17 protein-coding genes are annotated in these 22325 nt (G+C 72.3%); 12 read left to right on the top strand and 5 right to left on the bottom strand.

Translation table 11 applies throughout. The features are described 5' to 3' along the window. Nucleotides 1-155: 155 nt before the first annotated feature. From ACIO9J_RS06405 to ACIO9J_RS06395, 3 genes are read left to right on the top strand one after another with little or no spacing between them, the layout of a single operon-like run. On the top strand, nucleotides 156-1133 hold the full coding sequence (locus tag ACIO9J_RS06405) for a glycosyltransferase family 2 protein (RefSeq protein ID WP_401993487.1): 978 nt from the start codon (nucleotides 156-158) through the stop codon (nucleotides 1131-1133). Further along, nucleotides 1133-2491, top strand: coding sequence for an alpha-2,8-polysialyltransferase family protein (locus ACIO9J_RS06400; RefSeq protein WP_401993484.1), 1359 nt, complete (start codon nucleotides 1133-1135; stop codon nucleotides 2489-2491). The genes ACIO9J_RS06405 and ACIO9J_RS06400 overlap by 1 nt, the downstream gene beginning before the upstream one ends. Then, a complete protein-coding gene (locus tag ACIO9J_RS06395) occupies nucleotides 2488-3633 on the top strand; it encodes an acyltransferase family protein (protein WP_401993481.1) in 1146 nt (381 codons plus the stop codon). The genes ACIO9J_RS06400 and ACIO9J_RS06395 overlap by 4 nt, the downstream gene beginning before the upstream one ends. On the opposite strand, the gene ACIO9J_RS06390 is transcribed toward ACIO9J_RS06395, so the two are convergent. Continuing rightward, on the bottom strand, nucleotides 3617-4267 hold the full coding sequence (locus ACIO9J_RS06390) for a TetR/AcrR family transcriptional regulator C-terminal domain-containing protein (RefSeq protein ID WP_401993479.1): 651 nt from the start codon (nucleotides 4265-4267) through the stop codon (nucleotides 3617-3619). The genes ACIO9J_RS06395 and ACIO9J_RS06390 overlap by 17 nt on opposite strands. Nucleotides 4268-4305: 38 nt before the next feature. On the opposite strand from ACIO9J_RS06390, the gene ACIO9J_RS06385 reads away from it, so the two are divergent. Both ACIO9J_RS06385 and ACIO9J_RS06380 read left to right on the top strand, forming a co-directional pair. After that, the gene (locus ACIO9J_RS06385; RefSeq protein ID WP_401993476.1) at nucleotides 4306-5745 is read left to right on the top strand and encodes an FAD-dependent oxidoreductase; all 1440 of its coding nucleotides are present in this window, start codon (nucleotides 4306-4308) and stop codon (nucleotides 5743-5745) included. Nucleotides 5746-5779: 34 nt separating this feature from the next. Continuing rightward, nucleotides 5780-6250: a MarR family winged helix-turn-helix transcriptional regulator gene (locus ACIO9J_RS06380; RefSeq protein WP_401993473.1), complete on the top strand. Its 471-nt coding sequence runs from the start codon at nucleotides 5780-5782 to the stop codon at nucleotides 6248-6250. Between the two features lie 20 nt (nucleotides 6251-6270). Here the strand turns inward: ACIO9J_RS06380 and leuE are convergent, their stop codons facing one another. Continuing rightward, nucleotides 6271-6930, bottom strand: coding sequence for a leucine efflux protein LeuE (gene leuE / locus ACIO9J_RS06375; RefSeq protein WP_401993470.1), 660 nt, complete (start codon nucleotides 6928-6930; stop codon nucleotides 6271-6273). A 179-nt stretch (nucleotides 6931-7109) separates the two neighbouring features. Between leuE and ACIO9J_RS06370 the strand changes: the two genes are divergently transcribed. Genes ACIO9J_RS06370 through ACIO9J_RS06360 form a run of 3 tightly spaced genes read left to right on the top strand, consistent with a single transcriptional unit; the run spans nucleotide 7110 to nucleotide 12446 of the window. Beyond that, nucleotides 7110-8279 carry a hypothetical protein gene (locus ACIO9J_RS06370; RefSeq protein WP_401993467.1) on the top strand — a complete coding sequence of 390 codons (1170 nt, stop codon included), beginning with the start codon at nucleotides 7110-7112 and terminating at the stop codon, nucleotides 8277-8279. After that, nucleotides 8263-11904, top strand: a complete 3642-nt coding sequence (locus ACIO9J_RS06365; RefSeq protein ID WP_401993464.1) for a CHAT domain-containing protein — start codon at nucleotides 8263-8265, stop codon at nucleotides 11902-11904. Before ACIO9J_RS06370 ends, ACIO9J_RS06365 begins: the two co-directional genes overlap by 17 nt. Nucleotides 11905-11957: 53 nt before the next feature. Then, nucleotides 11958-12446, top strand: coding sequence for a hypothetical protein (locus ACIO9J_RS06360; RefSeq protein WP_401993461.1), 489 nt, complete (start codon nucleotides 11958-11960; stop codon nucleotides 12444-12446). A gap of 21 nt (nucleotides 12447-12467) precedes the next feature. Here ACIO9J_RS06360 and ACIO9J_RS06355 read toward each other — a convergent pair whose 3' ends face one another. Next, a complete protein-coding gene (locus ACIO9J_RS06355; RefSeq protein WP_401993458.1) occupies nucleotides 12468-14048 on the bottom strand; it encodes a methylmalonyl-CoA mutase in 1581 nt (526 codons plus the stop codon). Between the two features lie 67 nt (nucleotides 14049-14115). Here ACIO9J_RS06355 and ACIO9J_RS06350 point away from each other — a divergent pair, with 67 nt between their 5' ends. Next, nucleotides 14116-15024, top strand: a complete 909-nt coding sequence (locus ACIO9J_RS06350) for a L,D-transpeptidase family protein (RefSeq protein WP_401993455.1) — start codon at nucleotides 14116-14118, stop codon at nucleotides 15022-15024. Between the two features lie 222 nt (nucleotides 15025-15246). Here ACIO9J_RS06350 and ACIO9J_RS06345 read toward each other — a convergent pair whose 3' ends face one another. Both ACIO9J_RS06345 and ACIO9J_RS06340 read right to left on the bottom strand, forming a co-directional pair. Then, complete coding sequence (locus tag ACIO9J_RS06345) at nucleotides 15247-16428, bottom strand: hypothetical protein (RefSeq protein WP_401993452.1); 1182 nt, start codon at nucleotides 16426-16428, stop codon at nucleotides 15247-15249. Continuing rightward, nucleotides 16428-17093 carry an RNA polymerase sigma factor gene (locus ACIO9J_RS06340; protein ID WP_401993449.1) on the bottom strand — a complete coding sequence of 222 codons (666 nt, stop codon included), beginning with the start codon at nucleotides 17091-17093 and terminating at the stop codon, nucleotides 16428-16430. Before ACIO9J_RS06340 ends, ACIO9J_RS06345 begins: the two co-directional genes overlap by 1 nt. 617 nt (nucleotides 17094-17710) lie before the next feature. On the opposite strand from ACIO9J_RS06340, the gene ACIO9J_RS06335 reads away from it, so the two are divergent. The 3 genes from ACIO9J_RS06335 (at nucleotide 17711) to ACIO9J_RS06325 (ending at nucleotide 22061) form a co-directional block, all read left to right on the top strand. Then, nucleotides 17711-17956, top strand: a complete 246-nt coding sequence (locus tag ACIO9J_RS06335; protein WP_401993446.1) for a type II toxin-antitoxin system VapB family antitoxin — start codon at nucleotides 17711-17713, stop codon at nucleotides 17954-17956. Next, complete coding sequence (locus ACIO9J_RS06330; RefSeq protein WP_401993443.1) at nucleotides 17956-18375, top strand: PIN domain nuclease; 420 nt, start codon at nucleotides 17956-17958, stop codon at nucleotides 18373-18375. Before ACIO9J_RS06335 ends, ACIO9J_RS06330 begins: the two co-directional genes overlap by 1 nt. A 422-nt stretch (nucleotides 18376-18797) precedes the next feature. After that, the gene (locus ACIO9J_RS06325) at nucleotides 18798-22061 is read left to right on the top strand and encodes an NACHT domain-containing protein (protein WP_401993440.1); all 3264 of its coding nucleotides are present in this window, start codon (nucleotides 18798-18800) and stop codon (nucleotides 22059-22061) included. The last annotated feature ends 264 nt before the right edge of the window (nucleotides 22062-22325 follow it).

The raw sequence follows: 22325 nt of genomic DNA, 5'->3' as shown, positions 1-22325 counted from the left end.
GGTGCAACAAACGGTTAACAGCGAGCCGACGAATGGCGAATCAGCCCGGGAAATGCCGTCCCGGAAGGCTGGTTAACCATTCCGCCACACGTCGTTCACCTGACATCCCACTGCGGGTCGACCCGAATGACGGGCCGACACCTAACGTCACCCACGTGGTTAAGCTCTCCGTCATCGTGCCGTTCTACAACGTGCAGCAATACGCGCCCGACACCTTGAGGAGTCTGCGTGCGAACGCACGTGACGACTTCGAATTCATTCTCGTCGACGACTGTTCGCGCGACGAGACACCGGACATCCTGGAGCGTGCCGCGCGCGAACTCCCCGGCGCCGTCCATCTCAGACATGAGACGAACGGCGGCCTGGCGACCGCCCGCAACACGGGTCTCGACGCGGCGCGCGGCGAGTACCTCACCTTCCTGGACGGTGACGACTGGCTCGCTCCCGGCTACTTCACCCAACTGGTGGGCGCCATCGAGGAGTTGGGCTGCGATTTCGTGCGCACCGACCATGTGCAGTGCACCGGCCGGGCCCGCACCGTCCACCGCGTGCCGCACGGCAGGCGCAACGAGGTGCTCGATCCGCGCGACGTGATCCTGCCCGCCGACCGCTCGACGTCCGTCGACTACGCCTACGCCTGGGCCGGCGTCTACCACCGCAGGCTCGCCGACGCCGGCCTGTTGCACTTCACCGACGGGCTGCGCACCGCCGAGGACCGGCCCTGGATCTGGCGGCTGCACCGCGAGGCACGGTCGTTCGCCGTGGTGGGACTTCTCGGGGTGTTCTACCGGCGCGGCGTCGCCTCTTCGCTCACGCAGATCGGCGACGTACGACAGCTCGATTTCATCAAGGCATTCGACCAGGTGGTTCGGGAAACCGCGGCGGACCGTGACGCGGACGAACTGCTGCCGAAGGCCGTGCGGACTTACTGTGCGATCATCTCCCACCATTTGGGATCCATCGAAAGGTTCGAGCCATCCGTGGCGCGCAAATTGAAGTCAATGAGTGCGGCCGCGCTGAAGCGGATGCCGCAGGGCGTCCTCGACGACGCGCTCGACTCCATGGACATACAACGGGCCACCCGCCTTCGCAGGCTGCGCAGGCGCCCGGTGTCGGCGGAGGTGGCCGCGTAATGGCGAAGCCCCGTACGACGCAGATCTTCCTCGCGTCGACCCTGTACGGCGTCGCGACGCTGGCCGCCGCCCTGGACGCCGAGCGCTTCGGCCCGGCCCACCGGCGCGTCCTGCTCGTCAGCAACAACGCGGCGACGCCCGAGACGACGACGCCGCTGGACGAGATGCCGGGGTTCGAGCGGCTGCGCGGCCGGTTCGACGAGGTGCGCTCCTGGAACGAGGCCATCTCCCCTTTCCATCCCGGCGGCTGGGCCCCGCGCGGCGACGACGTCGTGCTGTGGGAGCGCTACGTCCGGCTGCTCTGGGACCTCGGTGACGACGACGTCGAACTGGCCGTGGAGTCGATCCAGGTCAACCCGGCCCTGGCCCTCGCGCAGATCTTCACCGGCGCGCCCGTGGACGTGTACGCGGACGGCCTGATGAGCTACGGCCCCACCCGCAACAAGATCGACCCGCTGGTCGGCACCCGCGTGCGGCGCCTGCTCCACCTGGACCTGGTGCCGGGACTCACCCCGCTCCTGCTCACCGAGTTCGACGTCGCCCCCGAGGTCGTACCGACCGAGACGTTCCTCAAGGTGCTCGGCGAACTCGCAGAGGACGAGCGGGAGTTGTCCGAGATCGAGGCGCCCGCGCTGGTCCTCGGCCAGTACCTCTCCGCGCTCTCCATCCTGACCGCCGAGGAAGAGGAGGAGCTGCACATCCGCATGGTGCGCGGCGCCGCCGACCTCGGCCACACCCGCGTGGTGTTCAAGCCGCACCCCACGGCCCCGGCCCGCTGGTCGCGCTCCCTGGAGAAGGCGGCGCGGACGATGGGCGTCGAACTCACCGTCCTGGACACGCCGGTGCTCGCCGAGGTGCTCTACCAGCGGATGCGGCCCGCGCTCGTCGTCGGCTGCTTCTCCACCGCCCTGCTCACCGCGTCCGCGCTCTACGGCCTGCCCGCCGCGCGCACCGGCACCGACCTGCTCCTGGAGCGCCTCGCGCCCTACCAGAACAGCAACCGCGTCCCGGTGACCATCGTCGACGCGCTGCTGCCCGAGCTCACCGACCGCACCGCGGTCACCGAGCAGCGCACCGGCATGGGGGTCGCCGAGCTGACCCAGCTCCTGAAGGCCGTCGGCTTCGCGATGCAGCCGCAGATCTACCCGGGCCTGCGCCCCGACGCCGAGCGGCACCTCGCCACCCGCCTCGACGCGCACACCTGGCGCTACTTCAAGCGGCGCCGCCTCACCGCGCTCGCCCTGCCCGGCGCGCTCCCCTCCCAGCTCGCCTTCATCCCGCGCAACGCGACGGTACGCCGGGTCGCCCGCCGGGCCCGCTCGGTGCAGCGCACCATCAAGAGGACCGCGCTCGGATGACCACTCCGGCACCCACGCTCCCGAAGGTCTCACCGGGAGCGGACAGCACGTCCGGCGCACCTCCGGCCGCCCCGCCGCCCGTCCGGGCCCGCCCGCGGCTGCGCGCCCTGGACGGACTGCGGCTGGTGGCGGCCCTGATGGTCGCCGCCTACCACTACGGCGGCCGGGACGGTGAGATCTCCCGGGCCTGGGGCAGCTCCCCCGCCGACCAGTTCCCGACCGCGAGCGGCTGGTTCGCCTACGGCTGCCTCGGCGTCCAGATCTTCTTCGTGATCAGCGGGTTCGTCATCTGCATGAGCGGCTGGGGCCGCCCGCTGCGCTCCTTCTTCGCCTCCCGCACCTCGCGCCTGCTGCCCGCCTACTGGGCGGCGATCGTCCTGGTGACGGCGGTCTTCGCGCTGCCGGTGGTCACCTACGCCGCGGTCTCGCCCAGCGACGCGCTGGTGAACCTCACCATGCTCCAGCAGCCGCTGGGCGCCGACCGGGTCCTCGGCGTCTGCTGGACCCTCTGGGCCGAGCTGCGCTTCTACGCCCTGTTCGCGCTCTGCGTCGTCATGCCGGGCGCGACGCGCGCCCGCGTGGTGCTGTTCTGCGCGGGCTGGACCCTGGCGGCGGCGATCGCCGAGGCGGCGAACCAGCCGCTCCTGGACCTGGTCCTGATGCCGGAGTACGCGCCGTTCTTCATCGGCGGCATCGGCATCTACCTGCTGCACCGCGACCGCCGCGACGCCACCGCGTGGGGCATCGTCGGGGTGAGCTGGCTGATCGGCCAGCACTACGCGGTCGCCGGGCTCTGGCACGCGCCGAACCCGGACTTCTTCTCCTACCGCTCGTCGTCCGTGATCATCGCGATCGTCACGGCGGGCTTCGTCGCGGTGCTCCTGGTCGCCCTCGGGTACCTGCACCGCGCCGACTGGCGCTGGCTGACCGTGGCGGGCGCGCTGACGTACCCGTTCTACCTGGTGCACGAGCACCTGGGCTGGGTGACGGTGGCCGCGCTGCACCGCAAGCTGGGCCTGCCCTCGTACGCGACGTTCGCCCTGACGATCGCCGCGATGCTGCTCCTCGCCTGGCTCCTGCACCGCCTCGTGGAGCAGCGGCTGACCCCGCTCATCCGCACGGCGCTCAGCCGGAGCCGGTAGCCCCGAGCGTCACGCCGATCCCCGCCACGACCGCGGCGAGTCCCGCCTCGAAGCCGCGGTCGTGGTCGCGGAACACCTCCTCGCCCGCGGCCGCGGCCAGCGGGTACGCGGCCAGGCGCGCGGCGCGGGCCACGAGGTCGTACCCCTCGTCGCCACGGGCCGGATCCGGGCCCGTGGCCTGCTCCTCGATGACGTACCCGATGGTGTAGCTGTACACGGTGAACCAGGCCCGCGCGGCCGCGGCCGGGGTGAAGCCCCCCTCGGTGAGCACCCGCAGATGGGCCTCCATGGGCGCGCCGTACGACGTGTCGGTGAAGTGCGTGCCGCTGTAGACCTTGGCGCCGTCGCGGTAACGCAGCAGGTACGCACGCAAGCCGCCCATCGAGCCGGTGAGCGCCACCCGCCAGTCGGGGTCGGGGTCGGCGAGGAACTCCTCGCTCATGCGCCGCATCAGCTCGGTCGCCATCTCGTCCAGCAGCGCCTGCTTGTCCTTGAAGTGCCAGTAGAGCGCGGGCGCCTTGACGTCCAGACGCTGGGCGATGGCGCGCAGGGTCAGCCCTTCGAGTCCGGTCTCGTTCAGCAGGTCCAGCGCGGTGCGCGCCACCAGGGCGCGGTCCAGCTTCGTCGTAGCCACCTTGACAACTTAACACCGTTAAGCGCACGCTCTGACCCATGGAACTTAACAACGTTAAGGAAACCGGTGTCCTCATCGCGGGCGCCGGACCCAGCGGACTCGCCCTCGCCTGCGACCTGGCGCGGCGCGGCGTGCCCGCCCTCGTCGTCGAGAAGGCGCCCGCCCTCTTCCCCGGCTCGCGGGGCAAGGGCATCCAGCCCCGCACCATGGAGGTCTTCGACGACCTCGGGGTGAGCGCCGCGGTGCTCGCGGCGGGCGGCCCCTACCCGGTCGGCATGGTGTGGCGCGACGGCGAACGGCAGGGCGAGCAACGGATGTTCGACGTGGCGGAGCCGACCGGGGACGCACCGTACGCGGGACCGTGGATGCTCCCCCAGTGGCGCACCCAGGAGATCCTGTTCGCGCGGCTTCGGGAGCTGGGCGGCGACGTCGCGTTCGGCACGGCGGTGACGGACCTGACGCAGGACGGGGACGGCGTCACCGTCGGCCTCTCGACGGGCACGTCGGTGCGCGCGGCGTACGCGGTGGCGGCGGACGGCGGCCGCTCCACCCTGCGCAGGGCGCTCGGCATCGCCATGACGGGCGAGACCGTGGACCCGCAGCCGGTCCTGGTCGCGGACGTCCTCGTCCGAGGGCTCGACCGCGACAACTGGCACATGTTCCCGCCCGTCGACGACGGCGGCCACCTGGCGCTCTGCCCGCTGCCCGGCATCCCGGACTTCCAGCTGATCGCCCGGTTCCCCGTGGGGACGACGCCCGACCTCTCCCTCCAGGGCGTGCGCGAGGTCGTCGCCGCCCGTACGCACCTGTCCGCCGACGACGTCACCGAGGTCCGCTGGGCCTCGGACTTCCGCCCGCGCGCCGCGCTCGCCGACCGCTTCCGCTCGGGGCGGGTCTTCCTGGCGGGTGACGCGGCGCACGTGCACTCACCGGCCGGCGGACAGGGCCTGAACACCAGCGTCCAGGACGCCTACAACCTCGGCTGGAAGCTGGGCGCGGTCCTGCGCGACGGCGCCCCCGACGCCCTGCTCGACACCTACGAGGAGGAGCGGCTGCCCAACGCCGCGCGGATGCTGGGCCTCTCCACCAGCATCCACCGGGGCGAGACCAGGCGCGGGGCGGCCACCCAGCAGCTCGGCATCGGCTACCGCGAGTCCTCGCTCGCGGCGGAGACCCGCACGGGCCTGGCCGACGACGCGCTGCGGGCGGGCGACCGGGCACCCGACGGACCCTGCGACGGCGCGGCGGGCGGACGGCTCTTCGACGCGTTCCGCGGCCCGCACTGGACGCTCCTCGCGGTGGGCACGGACGCGGAACTCCCGCCCCTGGACGCCGCGCCGGTCCACACCCACCGCGTCCCCGCGTACGAGCCCTACGGCAAGGGCCTCTTCCTGGTCAGGCCCGACGGGTACGTGGGCTGGGCGGGCGCGGACGCGACGGGACCGCGGGAGTATCTGGACGCCCGGCTCGGAGGTTGACCTCAAGTCGACTTGAGGTCCTACCTTCGTGGCCATGACGACCTTCACGTACTCACACAGTGACGCGGAACTCCTCAACCAGCCCATCGGATACTGGAGTTCGGCCGCTGGCGGCGCCGTGGTCCACCACATCCGCACCAACCTGGCCGAGCTCGGCCTCACCCAGCCCCAGTGGTGGGTGATGGGGCAGCTGCACGGCGCACCCGACGGCGGCCGCGGCCGCGACGAGGTCGTCGCGATCCTGCGCGGCTACCTGGACACCGGCGACGGCCCCCTGCTGCACGACATCGCAGCCCTGCACGACCGGGGCCTGATCACCGAGGACACCGCGGGCCGCATCGCCCTGACCGACGAGGGACGGGCGGTGCGCGAACGCGCGGCCGAGCGGCAGCGGCAGATCCTCGCGGAGATCAGGGAGGGCGTCTCGGACGAGGAGTACGTCCGGACGCTCAAGACCCTGCAACGCATGATCCACAACGTGGGCGGAACGGCCTGGCACCACTGAGCCGCCGCGGCGGCCCGCGCTCAGACGCTGCTGAGCGACAGCTTCACCGCGAAGCCGAGGAACAGCGCGCCCGCCGCCGAGGTGGCACCCGCCGAGAGCCGCCTGCGGCGGCGGAAGGCGGCGGCCAGCTTGGTGCCGCTGAAGATCAGCGCCGTGAGGTAGAGGAAGCTCGCGATCTGCGCGAGGGCCCCGAGCACCACGAAGGAGAGCGCCGGGTAGGCGTAGCCGGGATCGACGAACTGCACGAAGAAGGCGATGAAGAACAGGATCGCCTTCGGGTTGAGCAGGCTGATCACCAGCGCCCTGCGGAACGGGCGCTCGGCCGCGCCCTCGGCCCCGCCGTCCGCCGGATCCACGTCCGCGAGCCGCTCGCGCCGGGAGCGCCACATCCCGAGGGCGGCCCGCAGCATGCCCACCGCGAGCCAGGTCAGATACCCGGCGCCCACGTACTTCACGATCCCGAAGAGCACCGCGTTGGCCTGGAGCAGCGAGGCCACACCGGCCGCGGACAGCGTCATCAGCACGGTGTCACCGCACCAGACGCCCGCGGCCGCGGTGTACCCGGTGCGTATGCCCCGGCGCGCGGCGACGGAGAGCACGTACAGCGAGTTCGGTCCCGGCAACAGGACGATCAGGACGAGGCCCGCGAGATAGGTCGGTAGATCGATGACACCCAGCATGGCCGGAGTCTCGCACGCGCATACGACATCGGGCACGCCTGTCCGACGTCCGGACACCGCACCCCTGCCGGTACCCGACGCACCCTTGCGCCGGGTACCAGGAGCGCGGACCATGCGGTCTACGGAACCGGGCCAAAAGGGGTGCGTCCGGTACGCCGGGCGACGCGCACGGGGGTGCGATGGGGCGATCACTGCCTTCCTGGGAAGTGCCGTTCGCGGCGGAGTCGCTGCCCAGGGAACACCTGACGCTCCTCATGGCCGTCGGCTCGGGCATGACGGACCGGGTCCGCTTCCTGGAGTACTTCGAGGAGCACGCCGACGAGCACCGGGAGGGGACGTACCTCCTCGGCCTCGCCCACCTCCAGTGCGGCATGCCCTTCGGCGCGCTGCTCATCCTGTCCCGGCTGGTCGAGGAGCGGCCCGAGCACGTGCCGGTCCGCGCCGACCTCGCCACCGCGCTCGTCCACGCGGGACGGCCGGGGACGGCGCGCACGGTGCTCGCGCGGGCCGCCGGAATCCTGGCGGAGCGGGGCGACGGGCTCAGCACCCGCTGGCTGCGACGGATCGAGCGGCGCGTCGCCTGGGTGGACCGGGCCCTCGAACTGCACGCCCTGGAACGGAAGTTCCTGGTGCTGCGCGCGGCCGCCTGGGCCGAGGCCACGGCCACGGCTCCGCCCGAGGCGGCGGTGCCCTCCGAGACCCTGCTCCTGCACGCGCGGACGCTGTGCGCCCTCGGTGAACTGGACGACGCCATCCCGCCGTTCTGGGAGGCCGCGAAGATCATGACCCGGGTGATGGCGGCGGCACCCGGCCGGATCTCGGCCCTGGAGATGTTCGTCCGGATCGCCCGCTCCAGCCTGCCCGCGCCACTGCGGCGCGACGCGCTCGCCGCACTGCGCGCGGAGGATCCCGGCTCGCCCGCGCTCAGGGAGGCCCGCGCCGCCACGCTGGAGGAACGCGTGCTGCGCCGCCGCGAGGCCGAGTCCGAGTGGTACGTCATCTCCGACGACATCGCGCACGGCGACGAGGAGACGCTGCACCGTGCCCTCGACCGGATCCAGCGGCGGGCCATGTGCGGCGACTACCGCTCGCCGTTCCTCGCCAGCTGGATCTCGTACAACGCGCATACGGAAGAGCTGGACGCGGTACGGGAACTGAGCGACGAGGTGGCGCGCGAACCGGACATGGACCCCCTCGACCTGTGCTCCGTCGCCGAGTCGCTCGCGCGGAGCGGACTGCGGGACGAGGCGCTGGGCCACGCGCGGCGCTGCGCCGGACAGACCGACGATCCGGAGGCGGCGGCCCGCGCCGCGGCGCTCATGGAGGCTCTCGATGGCACAGCTCGGTGAGACGGCCGCGTCGGCCGTCGTCCGGCTGATGTCGGCCGCGACGTTCGACGAGGTGCTGACGCTCCTGGACCGCATCCCCCCGGCCGAACGGGATGCGGCGGCGGGGCTGTTGCGGTGGATGGACGCCCTGAAGGAGAGCGCGGGCGCGGACTCGGACGCGGGCGCGGGCGCGGGCGCGGACTCAGGCACGGACTCGGACCCGGGCGCGGACGAGTCGGAAGGCAGCGGATACCTGCCCCGCATGGCGGAGCTGCACGAGTTCCTGGCCCAGCTCTGCCTGTCCGGGCTCACGGCGGAGACGGCCGAGACGGCCGACGCGGTGGACGCCCCGCCGAGCACGACGGTTCCGGCTCCGCCGTACCGGACGCGCTCCTCGGACACGGCAGCCCCACCCGGAAGCGCAGCCCCACCCGTACCACCCCGAACCCCTCAACTCCCCGCGCCGCCAGCCGACTTCCTCGCCCTCCTCACCCTGGCCGCCCGGGCCCCCGGCATGCTCGCCGCCCACCGGACGCTGCGCGCGCACCGCGCCCTGCTGCCCGACGAGCCCGTACGGGAAGCCCTCGCGCTCATGGACGAACCCTGCCTCGTGGAGCGGGAGTTCACGGTCAAGCAGGACCTGCTCGCCGCGCTCACCCCGCTGAGCGAGAGCCCGCCGGACCGGCTCACGGGACTGTGCAACTGGGCCCGCGCGCTGGTCGAGCGGAAGCAGGCCCGCCGCGCCCTGTTCCACGCCTCGCGCGCCGTCGCGCTCCAGGAGGCGGCCGGCGACGACCGGTCCCTGCTGCCCGCCTACCTCGCGCTGGCCGCCGCCATGGCCGACCTCGGCGACCGCGCCGAGGTGCGCCGTGTGCTCAACCACGCGCTCGTCCGGGCCCACGGCCGCCCCGCCGCGTCCCCGCACGACGCGGCGAACGCCCACACCCAGCTCGCCGCGCTCTGCGTCTATCAGGACGTGCGGTACCAGGAGGCGCTCGACCACCTGGACGCCGTACAGACCTTGCGGGAGCGCGGGGCCAGGCCCCCGCTGTCGGAGCCCGAACTGCGGGAGCTCCAGGCCCGCGCGTGGGAGGGCGTCGGGGCGTACGGCGCGGCGGTGCGCACGTTCCGGCAGCTGCTCGCCGAAGCCGCCGGGGACGGCACCGGGGACCGGCGGCGCCAGCTCACCCTGTGGCTCGCCCGCTGCACGGCGGCGCGCGGCCGTCACCGCGAGTCCCGGCAGATCCTGCTCGCCGAGACCGCGAGGACCGACGCCGAGGCGGCCCCGCAGCTCCCCCAGATCCGCCACCTGGTCGCCAAGTCCCTGCTGCGCGAGGCCGCCGAGGCCCCCGAGGGCGGCCACGAGCGTGAGGCACGGCTCGGCGAGGCGGCCCACTGGCTCGTGCTGTGCCTGTTCGACTCGGCGGGCAGGCATCTGTGGGGCAGCGTGGGCGAGGCCTTCCTCAGCTTGGCGGACCTGGCCGTGCTCGACGGCGATCCGGCGAACGCCGTCGACTGCCTGCGGGACGCGCTGGTCATGACGACCGGCGCCGCCGATGACGACGAGCCCCACCCGCTCCGGCTGCCGCCCCGCGCCCTCGCCCCCTTCGAACGGGCCGCGGCCGAAGGGGTCCTGGGCGCGCGGGGGAACGACCTGGGAGAGTCCCTCGCCTTCGTCTGCCACCGGGTGCGGGTCTCCAACGCGACCATCCCCCAGGTGCGGGTCGCCCTGACCCGCGTACGCCTGCTGGCCCTGCAGCGGCTGGCCAGGATCGCCCCCACCGACCGCGAACGCGGGCTGTACGAGGCCGAGTTGACCGAGCTGTACACAGCCGCCCTGGCGGAAGACGCCTGGTACGTCGTACGCGATCTCTGTCTGCCCGTCGCCGACCTCCTCGCCGCCGCGCACGGCCCCGCCGCCGCCGAGCGCCATCTGCGCGCCACGCTCGCCGCCGCCGAACGCCACGACAGGTCCGGCGACACCGTCGGCATGCGCCTGGCCCTCGCCCGTCTGCTCGCCGCCCGGCCCGCCCGGCGCCAGGAGGCCTTCGACCAGTTGTGGGAGTGCCGCGGGCTGCTGCTCGGGCAGCGCGCGAACGACCACGGCGCGTACTCCTGGCAGGAGTGGGCGGGCCAGACCCTGCCCGTCCACGAGGAACTGCTCGCCCTGCTGCTCGGCGAGGACGCGGAGCAGCTGCGACTGCCCGACCACCGCGCCGCCCCGTGGCTCGCCTTCGAACTGCACGAGGAGGTCAAGTCCCGGGGCATCGTGGAGGACCGGTCGCGGCTGCCGTTACCCCGGCCCGCCTCCGTGTACGTCGATCCCGAACTCCTCGCGTCCGAGGCCGGGTTGCTGCCCGGCATCCGCAGGCTGCTGCGCGAGGCGGACCGCGCCGAGCCGGGACGCGGGCAGGCGCGGGGCACCGCGCTACTGGACGGCATGCGGCGGTCGCTGGCCGAGAAGGCCGCCGAGATCGGCCGGGCCGTGCCCCGCCACGCGCGGCTGCGGCTCGCCGAGGGCATCGGCCTGGACGGCGCGTTCGATCTCGTCGAGGCGCACGCGCCCGCCGAAGGGCTCGTCCTCGCCTCGTACTTCATCGGGGAGCGGCACAGCTTCTGCTTCGTGATCGCCTCCGGCGAGCGCCGTCTGCGCGTCTACCCCGTGCCCACCACCCGCAGCGCCCTGCACGGCGCGGCCGACACGATCCGGCGCACCGTCGACGGCGATCCGACGGTCTTCCCGCCCCGCCCGAAGATCCATCCGCGCCGCCCGGTGCCGCTCCCGCTGGACGGGCTCCGCGACCTGCTGCCATTCCAGGACGTCCTGGCGGGCCGGGAGTTGCTGTGCGTCGCGCCGCACGGGCCGCTCTCCGTACTGCCCCTGCACGCGGTGCGCCTGGCCGACGGCAGCCACCTCGCCGAGCGGGCCGCCCTCGTCTACACGCCGAGCGTGTCCACCCTGGAGTACCTGCTCCTGGACCGGCCCGCACGTCCCGAACGCGTCCTGCGCGTCGACGTCGCCTCGCTGGAGGACCTGGCGGCCACGGACACCGTCCAGGGCTTCGACGACTCCGTGCCCGAGGCGCTCGAAGGGCCCCGCACGACCGTCCTGACCGGCACCGCGGCGACCCCGCGCAGCGTCCTGAAGGCCCTGGGCGAGCACGACCTCGCGTACATCGCCTGCCACGGCCACTCGGGCGACGGCGAGCCCGGCGACGCCGCGCTGATCCTGACCGACGGCCACGCGCACGCCAGCATGCACACGAGCGCCGCACTGCCCGACGCGCTGCCGTTCCTGCTCCGCGCCGGGGACATCGGCACCACGTCCACCACCCCGGACACGGTCGTCCTGCGCGCCTGTTCGGCGGGCTGGCACGATCCCGCGCACCTCGGCGAGGACTTCACGGGCCTGACGCAGGCGCTGTTCCGCGAGGGCACGAAGACCGTGGTTGCCCCCGTCTGGCGGGTGAACCAGCACAGTTCGGCCGAGCTGCTCGACGGCATCGCGCGCGAGCGGATGGCCGGCGTGCCGCTGTGGCGCGCGCTGCGGGACGCCCAGCGGCGGCTGATGACCGACGCCGAACGGCCCTGGCTCGCGCACCCCTACCACTGGGCGGGCTTCATCCCGCTCGGCGACTGGCGGTGAACCCCCGACCGGCTCCACCGACCGGCCCCCACCAGCCCTGGAGAGAGCAGACCATGAGCACCGCCGACCTCGCCCGCCTGCCGGACCGCACCGTCGTCCTGGCCCTGGAGGAGATCACCCACACCCTGACCGGGGCGGCGCCGACACCGCTGCCGGTGGCGAGCGCCGCGGAGGCCGCCGACGTCATCGACGCGCTGTTCGCGGCCGCGCGCCTTCAACCGCCCCGGCTCGGCACCGCGGACGCGGGCGCCGCCCGCGCGGTGCTCGCCCGGCTCGCCACGGACGAGGACAGCGCCGCGGTGAGCGCGCCCGTGCTCGCCGATCCGCCGGCCGACGACCAGATGGGGCTCGCGGAGTCCGCCGACCACATCGTGGTGATCGGCGCGGTCATCGCCTGGCTGCGACTCAAGGTCGACTTCCGCTTCCACCGCAAGGACGGCGCCAACGAGGTCGAGTTCGAGCTCTCCCAGCAGCCGCCGACGGCCGGCTACCTCCAGGAACTCGCCCAGATCATCAAGGACTTCTTCCAGCCGCAGCCCTGAGGGCAGCGGGGTGCCCCCCCCTCAGAACGTGTCGGCGGGCACGTAGGCGCCCCACACCTCCCGCAGCGCCCCGCACACCTCCCCCACCGTCGCCCGCGCCCGCAGCGCGTCCTTCATCGGGGGCAGGACGTTCGCCTCGCCCTTCGCCGCCTCCTGGAGCGCGGCGAGTGCGGTGTCCACCGCCCGCCGGTCGCGTTCCGCGCGCAGCCGGGCGAGGCGGGCCGCCTGCCGTTCCTCGATGGCCGGGTCGACGCGGAGCGGCTCGTAGGGCTCCTCCTCGGCGGACCTGAACCGGTTGACGCCGACGACGACGCGCTCGCCGGAGTCGGTCTCCTGCGCGATCCGGTAGGCGTTGCGCTCGATCTCGCCCTTCTGGAAGCCCTGCTCGATGGCGTGCACCGCGCCGCCCAAGTCCTCGACGCGGCGCATCAGTTCACGGGCCGCGTCCTCCACGTCGTCCGTCATGCTCTCCACCACGTACGACCCGGCGAACGGGTCCACCGTGGCGGTCACGTCCGTCTCGTACGCGAGGATCTGCTGGGTGCGCAGGGCCAGCCGCGCGGACTTGTCGGTGGGCAGCGCGATGGCCTCGTCGAAGGAGTTGGTGTGCAGCGACTGGGTGCCGCCGAGGACCGCGCCGAGGCCCTGGACGGCGACCCTGACCAGGTTCACCTCGGGCTGCTGCGCGGTGAGCTGGACGCCCGCGGTCTGCGTGTGGAAGCGCAGCATCAGCGACTTGGGGTTCCGCGCGCCGAACTCCTCGCGCATCACCCGGGCCCAGATGCGCCTGGCCGCACGGAACTTGGCGACCTCCTCCAGGATCGTCGTACGGGCGACGAAGAAGAAGGAGAGCCGCGGGGCGAAGTCGTCCACGTCCATGCCCGCCGCGACGGCCGTACGGACGTACTCGATGCCGTCGGCGAGGGTGAAGGCGATCTCCTGCACGGGCGAGGCGCCCGCCTCCGCCATGTGGTAGCCGGAGATCGAGATGGTGTTCCACTTCGGGATCTCGCTCCCGCAGTAGCGGAAGGTGTCCGCGACCAGGCGCAGCGAGGGGCCCGGCGGGAAGATGTACGTGCCGCGCGCGATGTACTCCTTGAGCACGTCGTTCTGGATCGTGCCCGTCAACCGCGCGGCGTCGACGCCCTGTTCCTCGGCGACCAGCTGGTACATGAGGAGCAGCAGCGCGGCGGGCGCGTTGATCGTCATCGAGGTGGAGACCTCGCCCAGCGGGATGCCGTCGAAGAGGACCCGCATGTCCTCCACCGAGTCGACGGCCACGCCCACCTTGCCGACCTCGCCGTGCGCGAGCGGGGCGTCGGAGTCGTGGCCCATCTGGGTCGGCAGGTCGAAGGCGACGGACAGGCCCGTCGTGCCCTGTTCGATCAGCCGCCGGTAGCGGGCGTTGGACTCCGCGGCCGTGCCGAAGCCCGCGTACTGGCGCATCGTCCAGGGCCTGCCCGTGTACATCGAGGGGTAGACGCCGCGCGTGTACGGGTAGGCGCCGGGCACGCCGAGCCGCTCGGCGGGGTCCCAGCCGGCCAGCGCCTCGGGTCCGTAGACGGGCTCGACGGGCAGTCCGGACTCCGACTCGTATGTCATGTCTCCAGCTTGCGCCCGCGACCGGCACGCGTCACTCGCGGCAAACCGGGAAACACTTCCAGGAGTGATGTCCAGGAGCACGGGGGGCGTGATGGGCAAGGGCGCGATATCGGCGGGAGCCGTGGCGGTGCTGATGCTGGCCGCGGGGTGCAAGGCCGCCGCGATCGACACGGACGGCGGGCGGCCGAGTGCGTCGGGCGAGGGCGGCGCGGACGACAAGCCGGGCGCGTCCGCCCCGGTGACGCCCGCGCCGGACCCGACACCCGGCCGCACGGAGCCGTCCCGGACACCCGGGCCTTCGCGGCCCGCCGAACGGACCGGGCCGGCCACACCGACCGTGCCGCCGAAGACGCTGCTGGCGCGGGGCGCGCGGGGCGGCCAGGTGCGGGAGCTGCAGGCCAGGCTGCGCCAGGTCGCCTGGTTCCAGCAGAACCCCACGGGGACGTACGGCCCGGCGACCGCCGGCGCGGTCAAGGGCTTCCAGGGCAAGCGCGGACTGCCCCGCACCGGCACGGTGGACACCGTCACCTGGCAGCGGCTGCGGGCCATGACGCGCGAGCCGACGCGCCTGGAGCTGTACGCGGGCGGCGGCATCCCGCCCGCGAAGCCGGATCCGCGCTGTCTGACCGGGCGCGTCCTGTGCATCGCCAAGAGCAGCCGCACACTGACCTGGATGGTCGACGGCAAGGCCGTCTCGACGATGGACGTGCGCTTCGGCGCGCAATACACGCCGACCCGCGAGGGCACCTTCAGCGTCTACTGGAAGTCGCGGCACCACGTCTCGACGCTGTTCCACACCGCCATGCCGTACGCGATGTTCTTCAGCGGCGGCCAGGCCGTGCACTACTCGTCGGACTTCGCGGCGCGGGGCTACAACGGGGCCTCGCACGGCTGCGTGAACGTACGGGACGAGAAGAAGATCGCGAAGCTGTTCGGCGAGGTGCGCAAGGGCGACAAGGTCGTCGTCTACAAGTGAGGCGCTCCGCGGGTCCGCGCGTGCGGCGCTGCGCGACGTGGCCGGAAAATCAGCGTGGGCGGGATCGGGGGAACGTATCCCGCCCACGCTGGTGGCACGGAGCCGAAGGTACGGGGGGAACCCCCGGCTCGTGCGCGGGCCGATGACCAGTCGGCTCACTACTTACTGCGCCACCGTGCCGAAAAACGTCACACCCGGTCTCTGAATCGCGCCACGCGGGGGCTACGGCAGGTGCGGCAGAGCGCTGTACGCGGGCGTGGGGGCCGTGCCCGGGACGGACGGGGTCGCCGGGGGCGGGCCTGGGGCGCCGCCGGTGTCACCGCCCGATGATCCGCCGTCCTCACCGCCGCCGTCCTCGCCACCGCCGCCGCTCGAACCGCCGCCGTCGCCGCCGTCGCCGCCGCCGTCTCCGTCGTCACCGCCGTCGCTGCCGCCGTTGTCACCGCCGCCGTTGCCGACGCCCGCGTTGCCGCCGCCGTTGCCACCGCCGCCGTGGCCGTTGCCGCCGCCGGGCCCGCCGAGCACCCGGCCGCAGAACTCCTCCACGCGGGCGCGTCCCTTGGCGGCCTCTTCGAGACGGCGCCGCTTCTCGCCCTGGAGCTCGCCGCTGCGGTAGGCGCGGCAGGCGGCCACGGCCTTGCGGTACCAGTTCCTGGTGTCGTCACCCCGCGGCGTCTCGCCGCCGCCGGGCCTGCGCGTGCTGCCCGTGGTGTCGCCGCCGGCCTCGGCCTCGGGGGGCGGGCTGCTGTCCCGCCGGCGGGTCGGCTCCTCGTCCGGCGTGCTGCTGGCGTCCGGGTTGAGGTCCTCGGAGGGACTGTCCGCGGCGTCCGACGGGGTGGGCAGGGACTCCTCGGGGGTGGCGACCGGCGACGCGGAAGCGGCCGGGCCCGGGTCGCCGTGCCTGCCGAACGGCGAGGGCAGCACGCCCGTGCCCGCCGCCACGGCGACACCGCCGACCATGCACGCCGCGAGCGCGGCGGCCAGCCCGAACCGCACCGGTCTGCCCCAGCGGGAGGGCCGCGGCCGCTCGCCCGCGCGCCCCAGACGCACGGTCTCGCCCGCGGCGGCCTCGTGGGCGGGCGTCGCGTAGGCGCCGGAGCGGGTGGCGGCGGCCCGCGCCGAACCGGGGCCCGCCGCGCGGAAAGCGGCCAACGCGGCTGCCTCGCCCGGGAGTTCGTCCTGCGTCTGGTCCGGCGCCCGGTGCGCGGCGGCACCCTGGGACGCGGCGGTGGAACCGTCCGCTCCGGGAACGGCCGCGCGGTCGTCGGCGGCCAGCGCGCCGAGTGCCTGGGCGATCCTGTCGGCCTGTGCGCGTACGTGAGGGTCGACGCCTTCGAGGGGCTCACCGCGCAGCAGACGCTCCGCCGCGTCGCGGTCCAGCCACTGGTACTGCTCGTCGGCCATCACATGTCCTTCTGCGTCCGCGTACGCGAATGCGTCACACCGGCGGACGTCACCGCGCGCCCGCGCGGCTCTCTCTGAGGGGGTACGGCGCCCAGCGCCTCCGTCGGCTCCGCGCCGTCCGCGCCGAGCAGTTCCGCGAGCCGTTTCAGACCGCGGTGCGCCGCCGTACGGACGGCTCCCGGGCGCTTGCCGAGGGTCTGGGCCGCGCTCTTCGCGTCGAGGCCGACGACGACCCGGAGCACGACGGCCTCGGCCTGGTCCTGCGGGAGCTTGGCTATCAGGGCGAGCGCCTCGCCGGTGGCGAGGGACTCCATCGCCTCCCCCGCGGTGTCCGCCTCGCCCGGCTTGCCGGTCAGCTCGGACTCGTCGCCGCCTATCGCGGGGCGCCGGCCCCGCATGCGTATGTGATCGAGCGCGCGGTTGCGCGCGATGCGCGCGGCCCAGCCCCTGAACCGGTCCGCGTCACCGCTGAAACGCTCCAGGTCGCGCGCTATCTGGAGCCAGGCCTCGGAGGCGACGTCCTCGGCGTCCGGCTCGGCGACCAGCGTGCGTACGTATCCCAACAGCCGCGGGTGCACGGCGCGGTACACAGTCCGGAACGCGGTCTCGTCCCCGTCCTGCGCCGCAAGCACCGCGGCGGTCAGCTCCGCGTCGTCCCCCAGCACTCTCTCAATCCTGCCACTCGGAGATCTGCGCCCGGCCCCGGCGCGAAGCAGCACGCTACGGCCTCGTCAGGGCCCACGTCCATGTTTGTACAACGTGCAACTAGCGGGTGACACAGCGCGGTGTGACAGAAAACGCACGCGCGGCGCTGAAGGAAGTACGGACCGCACGCGGTTCGTGCCGCGTGCCGGCCGGGGCCTCTCCTGTGGGGGGTGGCGGCCCCGGTCGGTCGCTCGGTCCACCCAGTCTGACCTGGTACGACGCACGAGTCGAATGACCAACATGGCCAACGCATGGCCAACCGGCCGGAGCGCTGCGGTCGACACGCTCAACCAGGCGGTTTGGCCTGCGGCGGCAGCCCGCCATCCCCCTCCAGCGCCCATACCCCCGCCTCCCTCCAAATCGCCGCCTGTACCAGCCAGCCGCCTCACCACACGCTTGCCTGCGAGGGCGTAGTGCTACTCGCGAGAACCCCCTGAGCGGGACAAGGCCTGGGGCAGGTCCAGCAAACGTCGACGGGGCACACCAGAGCCCATGACTACCGACGAAATGATATCGCTGACAACGCTACGGGGGTATCATTTCTGCTGTCACCTACCGTGCGACCCGAGGAGCCCCTATGGCACGTACCGTCATCGATCTCGACGACGACATGGTCGCCGCCGCCATGCGTATCTACGGCACGAAGACCAAAGCCAAGGCCGTACGCATGGCCATGGAGGACGCGGTCAAACGCCATCTCCGCCAAGAAGGCTTCGACGCCATGGACGCCGGCGAGTTCGACTTCAGCGACATCATCGACACCACCGGCCCTCGCAACGCGGACGGCTCCCTCGCGCGGAACGAAGACACTCAGGCCGCCTGATGCAAGACCGCTATCTCATCGACAAGTCGGCTCTGGCCCGCTGGACCAAGCCAACCGTCCGCGGTGTCCTCAAGCCCCTCCACGAGCGCTACCTCCTCGCCGTGTGCACCCCCACCGAGTACGAAATGATCCACTCTGCGCGGGACACGCACGAGGCCACTCGGATCAGCACTTGGCTGCACGCCTTCGATTACATCCCCTGCGACGACAGGGCCTTCACCCGCGCCCTGGAAACCCAACGCCACGCCCTCAACGCAGGCTTCCACCGCGCCCTCTCCCTCCCCGACCTCCTCATCGCCGCCACCGCTGAACTCAACGGGCTGACTGTCCTCCACTACGACGGCGACTTCGACATGATCGCCTCCCTCACCGGCCAACCCGCCCAATGGGTCGCAGCCCCGGGAACCGCCGACCGCTGACAAGCGGGTAACCGGCGCGGAATTCTGGTCGCGGAACAGACACGGTGGAATAGTGGTGGCCTCACGGTCGCATCGCCGGAGGGGGCAAGGGTGCGGGGGCGCGGGGAACGGAGCCTGTTCAGATCGATCGTGGCTGCCGTGTGCGGAGCGTGCGTTCTGGCACTAGGAGGTACCGCCCTGTTCGCAGGCCTCGACATCGGGGACCAGGTGGCCAGCCTCGTCGGGGCGGTGGCCGGCGTGGTGGCGTTGGTCGTCTCCCTGCGCCCGCCCGACTCCGTTCCCACAACGGACAGTTCGGAGCCGTCCACCCGCCGTGGCGCAGTCCGTGCGCGCGGCCGGGGGGCTGTCGCCGCCGGCCGTGATGCCGTGGGGAACGCCACAGGCGAGGGCAGTCGCGTCCAACTGCCGCCTACGGAGGAGTCATGACCGGAGAGTCCGACGGCATCGGCCGGCCCGAGCCCTCGCCTCCTGTGGCAGCACGCGGACAAGGTGCCGTCGGCGCAGGTCGCGACGCCTCGTACAACGCAGCCGGGAAATACAGCTCGGTCCACGACGGCAGGACCTACAGCATCCATCACACCTACGTCGCACTGTCACCGCGCTCAGGCCGGTCTTCGCTCACGCCCGCCCAGGAAGAGGAGGCAGAAACAGCCTACGCGCGGCAGCTTCGGGACTGCTACGGCCGTCTGGACCTGGAGGTTCTCATACCGGCCGGCGAAGGTGAGCATCCGCACGTCCGCCTCGGGGATGTGTTCGTCCCCCCAACCGTGCGCGCCGACCCACCCCTCCTCGACCTGCCCGTGGAGCCGCGCCAACGCCTGGTCGAACAAGGCGAGTTGCCGGACCTGGGTGTGGATGACAGCACCTGGGCGAGCGCCCGGGACGCGCTGAGCGGGCCGACTGCCGACCTACTGGCGACACTCGCCGCCCCCGGCGCCACCCGCCTTGTCCTGCTCGGCGACCCGGGCTCAGGAAAATCCACCCTTGCCCGCTACTTGCTGCTCAACCTCACCACACCACAGCCCGTCGCACCGTTGCACCCGCTCTCCGGCCTGCTGCCGGTCGTGGTGGAACTGCGCCGCTACGCCGACGCGACCTGGCGAGAGCGCACCTTCGAGGACTTCCTCACACATGTGTGGGAGCACGAACGCCGCGCCCCGCATCCGGAGTTGCTGAGTCGCCGTCTCGCACAAGGCCGGGCCCTCGTCGTCTTCGACGGCTTGGACGAGCTCTTCACTGCCAGGACGCGGGCAGAGGTGGCCCGCCGCATCCAAGGGTTCGCTGCCCACTACCCGCAGGCACGCATCATCGTGACCTCGCGCAGCGTCGGCTACGACCGGCACACACTCGACGCCGCCGGCTTCCGCCACCACATGCTGCAGCCCCTCACACCGCAACAGACAACCGACTTCGTGCGTCGCTGGTTCTCAGCGGCCCTCCCGCACGAAGCCGAGCACGCGGAGCGGCTCGGGGACCGGCTCCTGGATGCCATTGACCACTCCCGGCAGGTGCGCGAACTGGCAGGAAATCCGCTCCTGCTGACGATTCTGGCCATCATCGGGCGCCGCCGCGCCCTGCCCCGTGAACGCGTGGACGTCTACCAGCAGGCCGTTGACGTCCTCGTTGCCCGTTGGGACGAAGAGTCCAAGCACCTCGACCTGCCCGAGGACGTCCGTGCTGTCATCCGGCTCGACGACCGCGACCGCCTGGAGATGCTTGAACACTTGGCTCGTCGCATGCAGGAAGGTACGGGCGGGCTCGCCGGGAACCATATCCTCGGCGACGACATCGAGGAGGTCTTCGCCGACTACCTGCGCGACGAGCAGGACCTTTCAACAGGCGACGCCCGACGGACAGCGCGCGCCATGATCCAACAGTTTCGCGAGCGGAACTTCATCCTGTGCCACTACGGCAGCGAGGTCTACGGCTTCGTCCACCGAACCTTCCTGGAGTATCTGAGCGCGCGCGACATCGTCCACCGCTTCGATGCCCGCGAGTTGACCACTGAGGAGCTGATCCGTGACCTGGTCGACGCCCGGATGGGCGACCCGTCGTGGCATGAGGTGATCCTCCTCGTCACCGCTCTCGTTTCGCAGAACGGAACCCGCACGGCACGGGCGCTCGTAGAGGCGATCCTCGACCGGGACCGCGGCCCCACCGACACCCGATCCTTCGACGAACACCCGCCCGCGTCCCTGGCCCTGCGCGCCCTGGGCCAGGTCCGCAGGACGAGCACATTGGGCGACGTCAACCGACGGGTGGCGACGGCCGCCGCACACGTGTGGCTGGACCGGCACTACTGGAACGATTCCCTCGACGGTGACCTGACGAGCGCGCTGCGAAGCCTGGGCGAGGACTGGTCGGGGCGGCCCCTCCTACTCCGCGCAACCCAGATCGACTGGTCCCGTCCTTGGATGCCGTACCTGGTCGCCTCACTAAGCCCGAGTCGTCCCTGGCTGCTGGCGGTCAGCGCCCACGGACGCTATGAGAACCTGCGCGCCGCCGCCGCCCTGGTCCGGTGCACACAGCTCGACTCCGCCGACGGGCGCCGACTTCTCTGCCTGGCCACTGAGGCACCCGGTCACCTCGACCGTGCCGAGATCCTCACGGCCCTCGCCGCCAGGCACCCCGACGATCCGGCGGTGCGCAGCCTGGTCCTGCGCCGGGGCGAGGAAGATCCGGAGCTCGGCACTCGCTCGGTTGTCCTGTCCAGGATCGGCAGGCAGTGGCCCGAAGACCCGGACGTGAAACGGTACTTGCGCCGCCTCGCGACGGAGGACGCGTCAGAGCAGATTCGGCGCGCTGCGGTGCTCGGCCTCGCCCTGGCTGGCCCGGTCGGGGACGACCGTACGGCGTTCCTGCGCGACCGTGCCGTCCACGACCCGGACGGCCTCGTGCGCGCCTCCGCGCTGAACTGGCTCCCAGGGACTGCCGTCGATGACCCGACCGTGCCCCTGCTGCGCGAACGCGCTATTGAGGACCCTGACGGTCAGGCCCGAGGTGCGGCGCTGCAGGCGTACTTCGTCGCCGACCGCCAAAGCGCACAAGCCACGGAGTTCGTCCGCCGTCGAATCGAGGAGGACGCGAGTCCGGAAGTCAGGATCGCGGGGTGGGATGTGCTCGGGCGGATCACTGAGGGGACCGTGCGCGCGGCGATTCTGCGGGCCGCCGTGGACGACCCCGACGCTGAGGTCAGGCGCAGGTGTCTGTGGACGATCACCGCCAAGTCCCCGGATGACACCACCATCCGCGACCTGCTCCTGCAGCACGCGCTCACGGACCCCGCCGAGCGCGTGCGTCTGCATGCCGTCGACAAGCTCCTGACCCATTGGTCAGGGCACCCCGCCACCGGTGATGCTCTCGACGACCCGGCTGCCGCTCCAGACGTGCGCCGGGCCGTCCACATCGCCCGGCTCAAAGACCGCGCCTGGCGGGACACGGATCCGGCCGCACCGACATACCTGCTCTCCGCGCTGGAGGACACGGACAAGGATGTCCGGACAACGGCAGTGGACCTGCTGGCCGCGCTCTGGCCCAACGCGGCAGACACGGTTCCGACCCTCGACCGCCTATTGGCCGCCGCATCCGACGACGTCGACACCGAGGCCCACAGGAACATCGCTGGAGCCCTCGCCACGGCACGTGCCTATGCCCGAGTGCCAGAGTTCCGTGAGCAATCTGCCTAATCAGAAGTGCCTGTATGACCGGACAGTTGGGCGCGCGGCCAACGCATTCACGGGATGCAGCCTGACGAGTGTCTGATGGCGCCTGCCCGTTCTGCAGGTAAGAGGAGCGCAAGCTGAACCCCACGGCGTCGGCGCGCACACCGCGCGCTACGGGACAAGCCAGAGTCGGCGCTGCCCGTTGCGCTCACACCATCTGCCACGCCGCAGCCGAACAGTTGGGTGACAACCAGGACGCCGATCGGACCTGAGGGCTGAAGGCGCACT

Source organism: Streptomyces sp. NPDC087300 (assembly GCF_044744425.1).
Lineage (GTDB): Bacteria > Actinomycetota > Actinomycetes > Streptomycetales > Streptomycetaceae > Streptomyces.
Note: the sequence above shows the minus strand (reverse complement) of the source record. Positions and strands in the feature narration are given on the sequence as shown.

What these genes read in the sequence shown, in the direction of transcription:
- ACIO9J_RS06345 (WP_401993452.1), bottom strand. Translation starts at nt 16,428, where the DNA reads ATGGCCGACGAGCAGTACCAGTGGCTGGACCGCGACGCGGCGGAGCGT.
- ACIO9J_RS06335 (WP_401993446.1), top strand. Translation starts at nt 17,711, where the DNA reads ATGGCACGTACCGTCATCGATCTCGACGACGACATGGTCGCCGCCGCC.
- ACIO9J_RS06355 (WP_401993458.1), bottom strand. Translation starts at nt 14,048, where the DNA reads ATGACATACGAGTCGGAGTCCGGACTGCCCGTCGAGCCCGTCTACGGA.
- ACIO9J_RS06380 (WP_401993473.1), top strand. Translation starts at nt 5,780, where the DNA reads ATGACGACCTTCACGTACTCACACAGTGACGCGGAACTCCTCAACCAG.
- leuE (WP_401993470.1), bottom strand. Translation starts at nt 6,930, where the DNA reads ATGCTGGGTGTCATCGATCTACCGACCTATCTCGCGGGCCTCGTCCTG.
- ACIO9J_RS06370 (WP_401993467.1), top strand. Translation starts at nt 7,110, where the DNA reads ATGGGGCGATCACTGCCTTCCTGGGAAGTGCCGTTCGCGGCGGAGTCG.
- ACIO9J_RS06385 (WP_401993476.1), top strand. Translation starts at nt 4,306, where the DNA reads ATGGAACTTAACAACGTTAAGGAAACCGGTGTCCTCATCGCGGGCGCC.
- ACIO9J_RS06400 (WP_401993484.1), top strand. Translation starts at nt 1,133, where the DNA reads ATGGCGAAGCCCCGTACGACGCAGATCTTCCTCGCGTCGACCCTGTAC.
- ACIO9J_RS06330 (WP_401993443.1), top strand. Translation starts at nt 17,956, where the DNA reads ATGCAAGACCGCTATCTCATCGACAAGTCGGCTCTGGCCCGCTGGACC.
- ACIO9J_RS06360 (WP_401993461.1), top strand. Translation starts at nt 11,958, where the DNA reads ATGAGCACCGCCGACCTCGCCCGCCTGCCGGACCGCACCGTCGTCCTG.
- ACIO9J_RS06365 (WP_401993464.1), top strand. Translation starts at nt 8,263, where the DNA reads ATGGCACAGCTCGGTGAGACGGCCGCGTCGGCCGTCGTCCGGCTGATG.
- ACIO9J_RS06350 (WP_401993455.1), top strand. Translation starts at nt 14,116, where the DNA reads ATGTCCAGGAGCACGGGGGGCGTGATGGGCAAGGGCGCGATATCGGCG.
- ACIO9J_RS06395 (WP_401993481.1), top strand. Translation starts at nt 2,488, where the DNA reads ATGACCACTCCGGCACCCACGCTCCCGAAGGTCTCACCGGGAGCGGAC.
- ACIO9J_RS06325 (WP_401993440.1), top strand. Translation starts at nt 18,798, where the DNA reads ATGACCGGAGAGTCCGACGGCATCGGCCGGCCCGAGCCCTCGCCTCCT.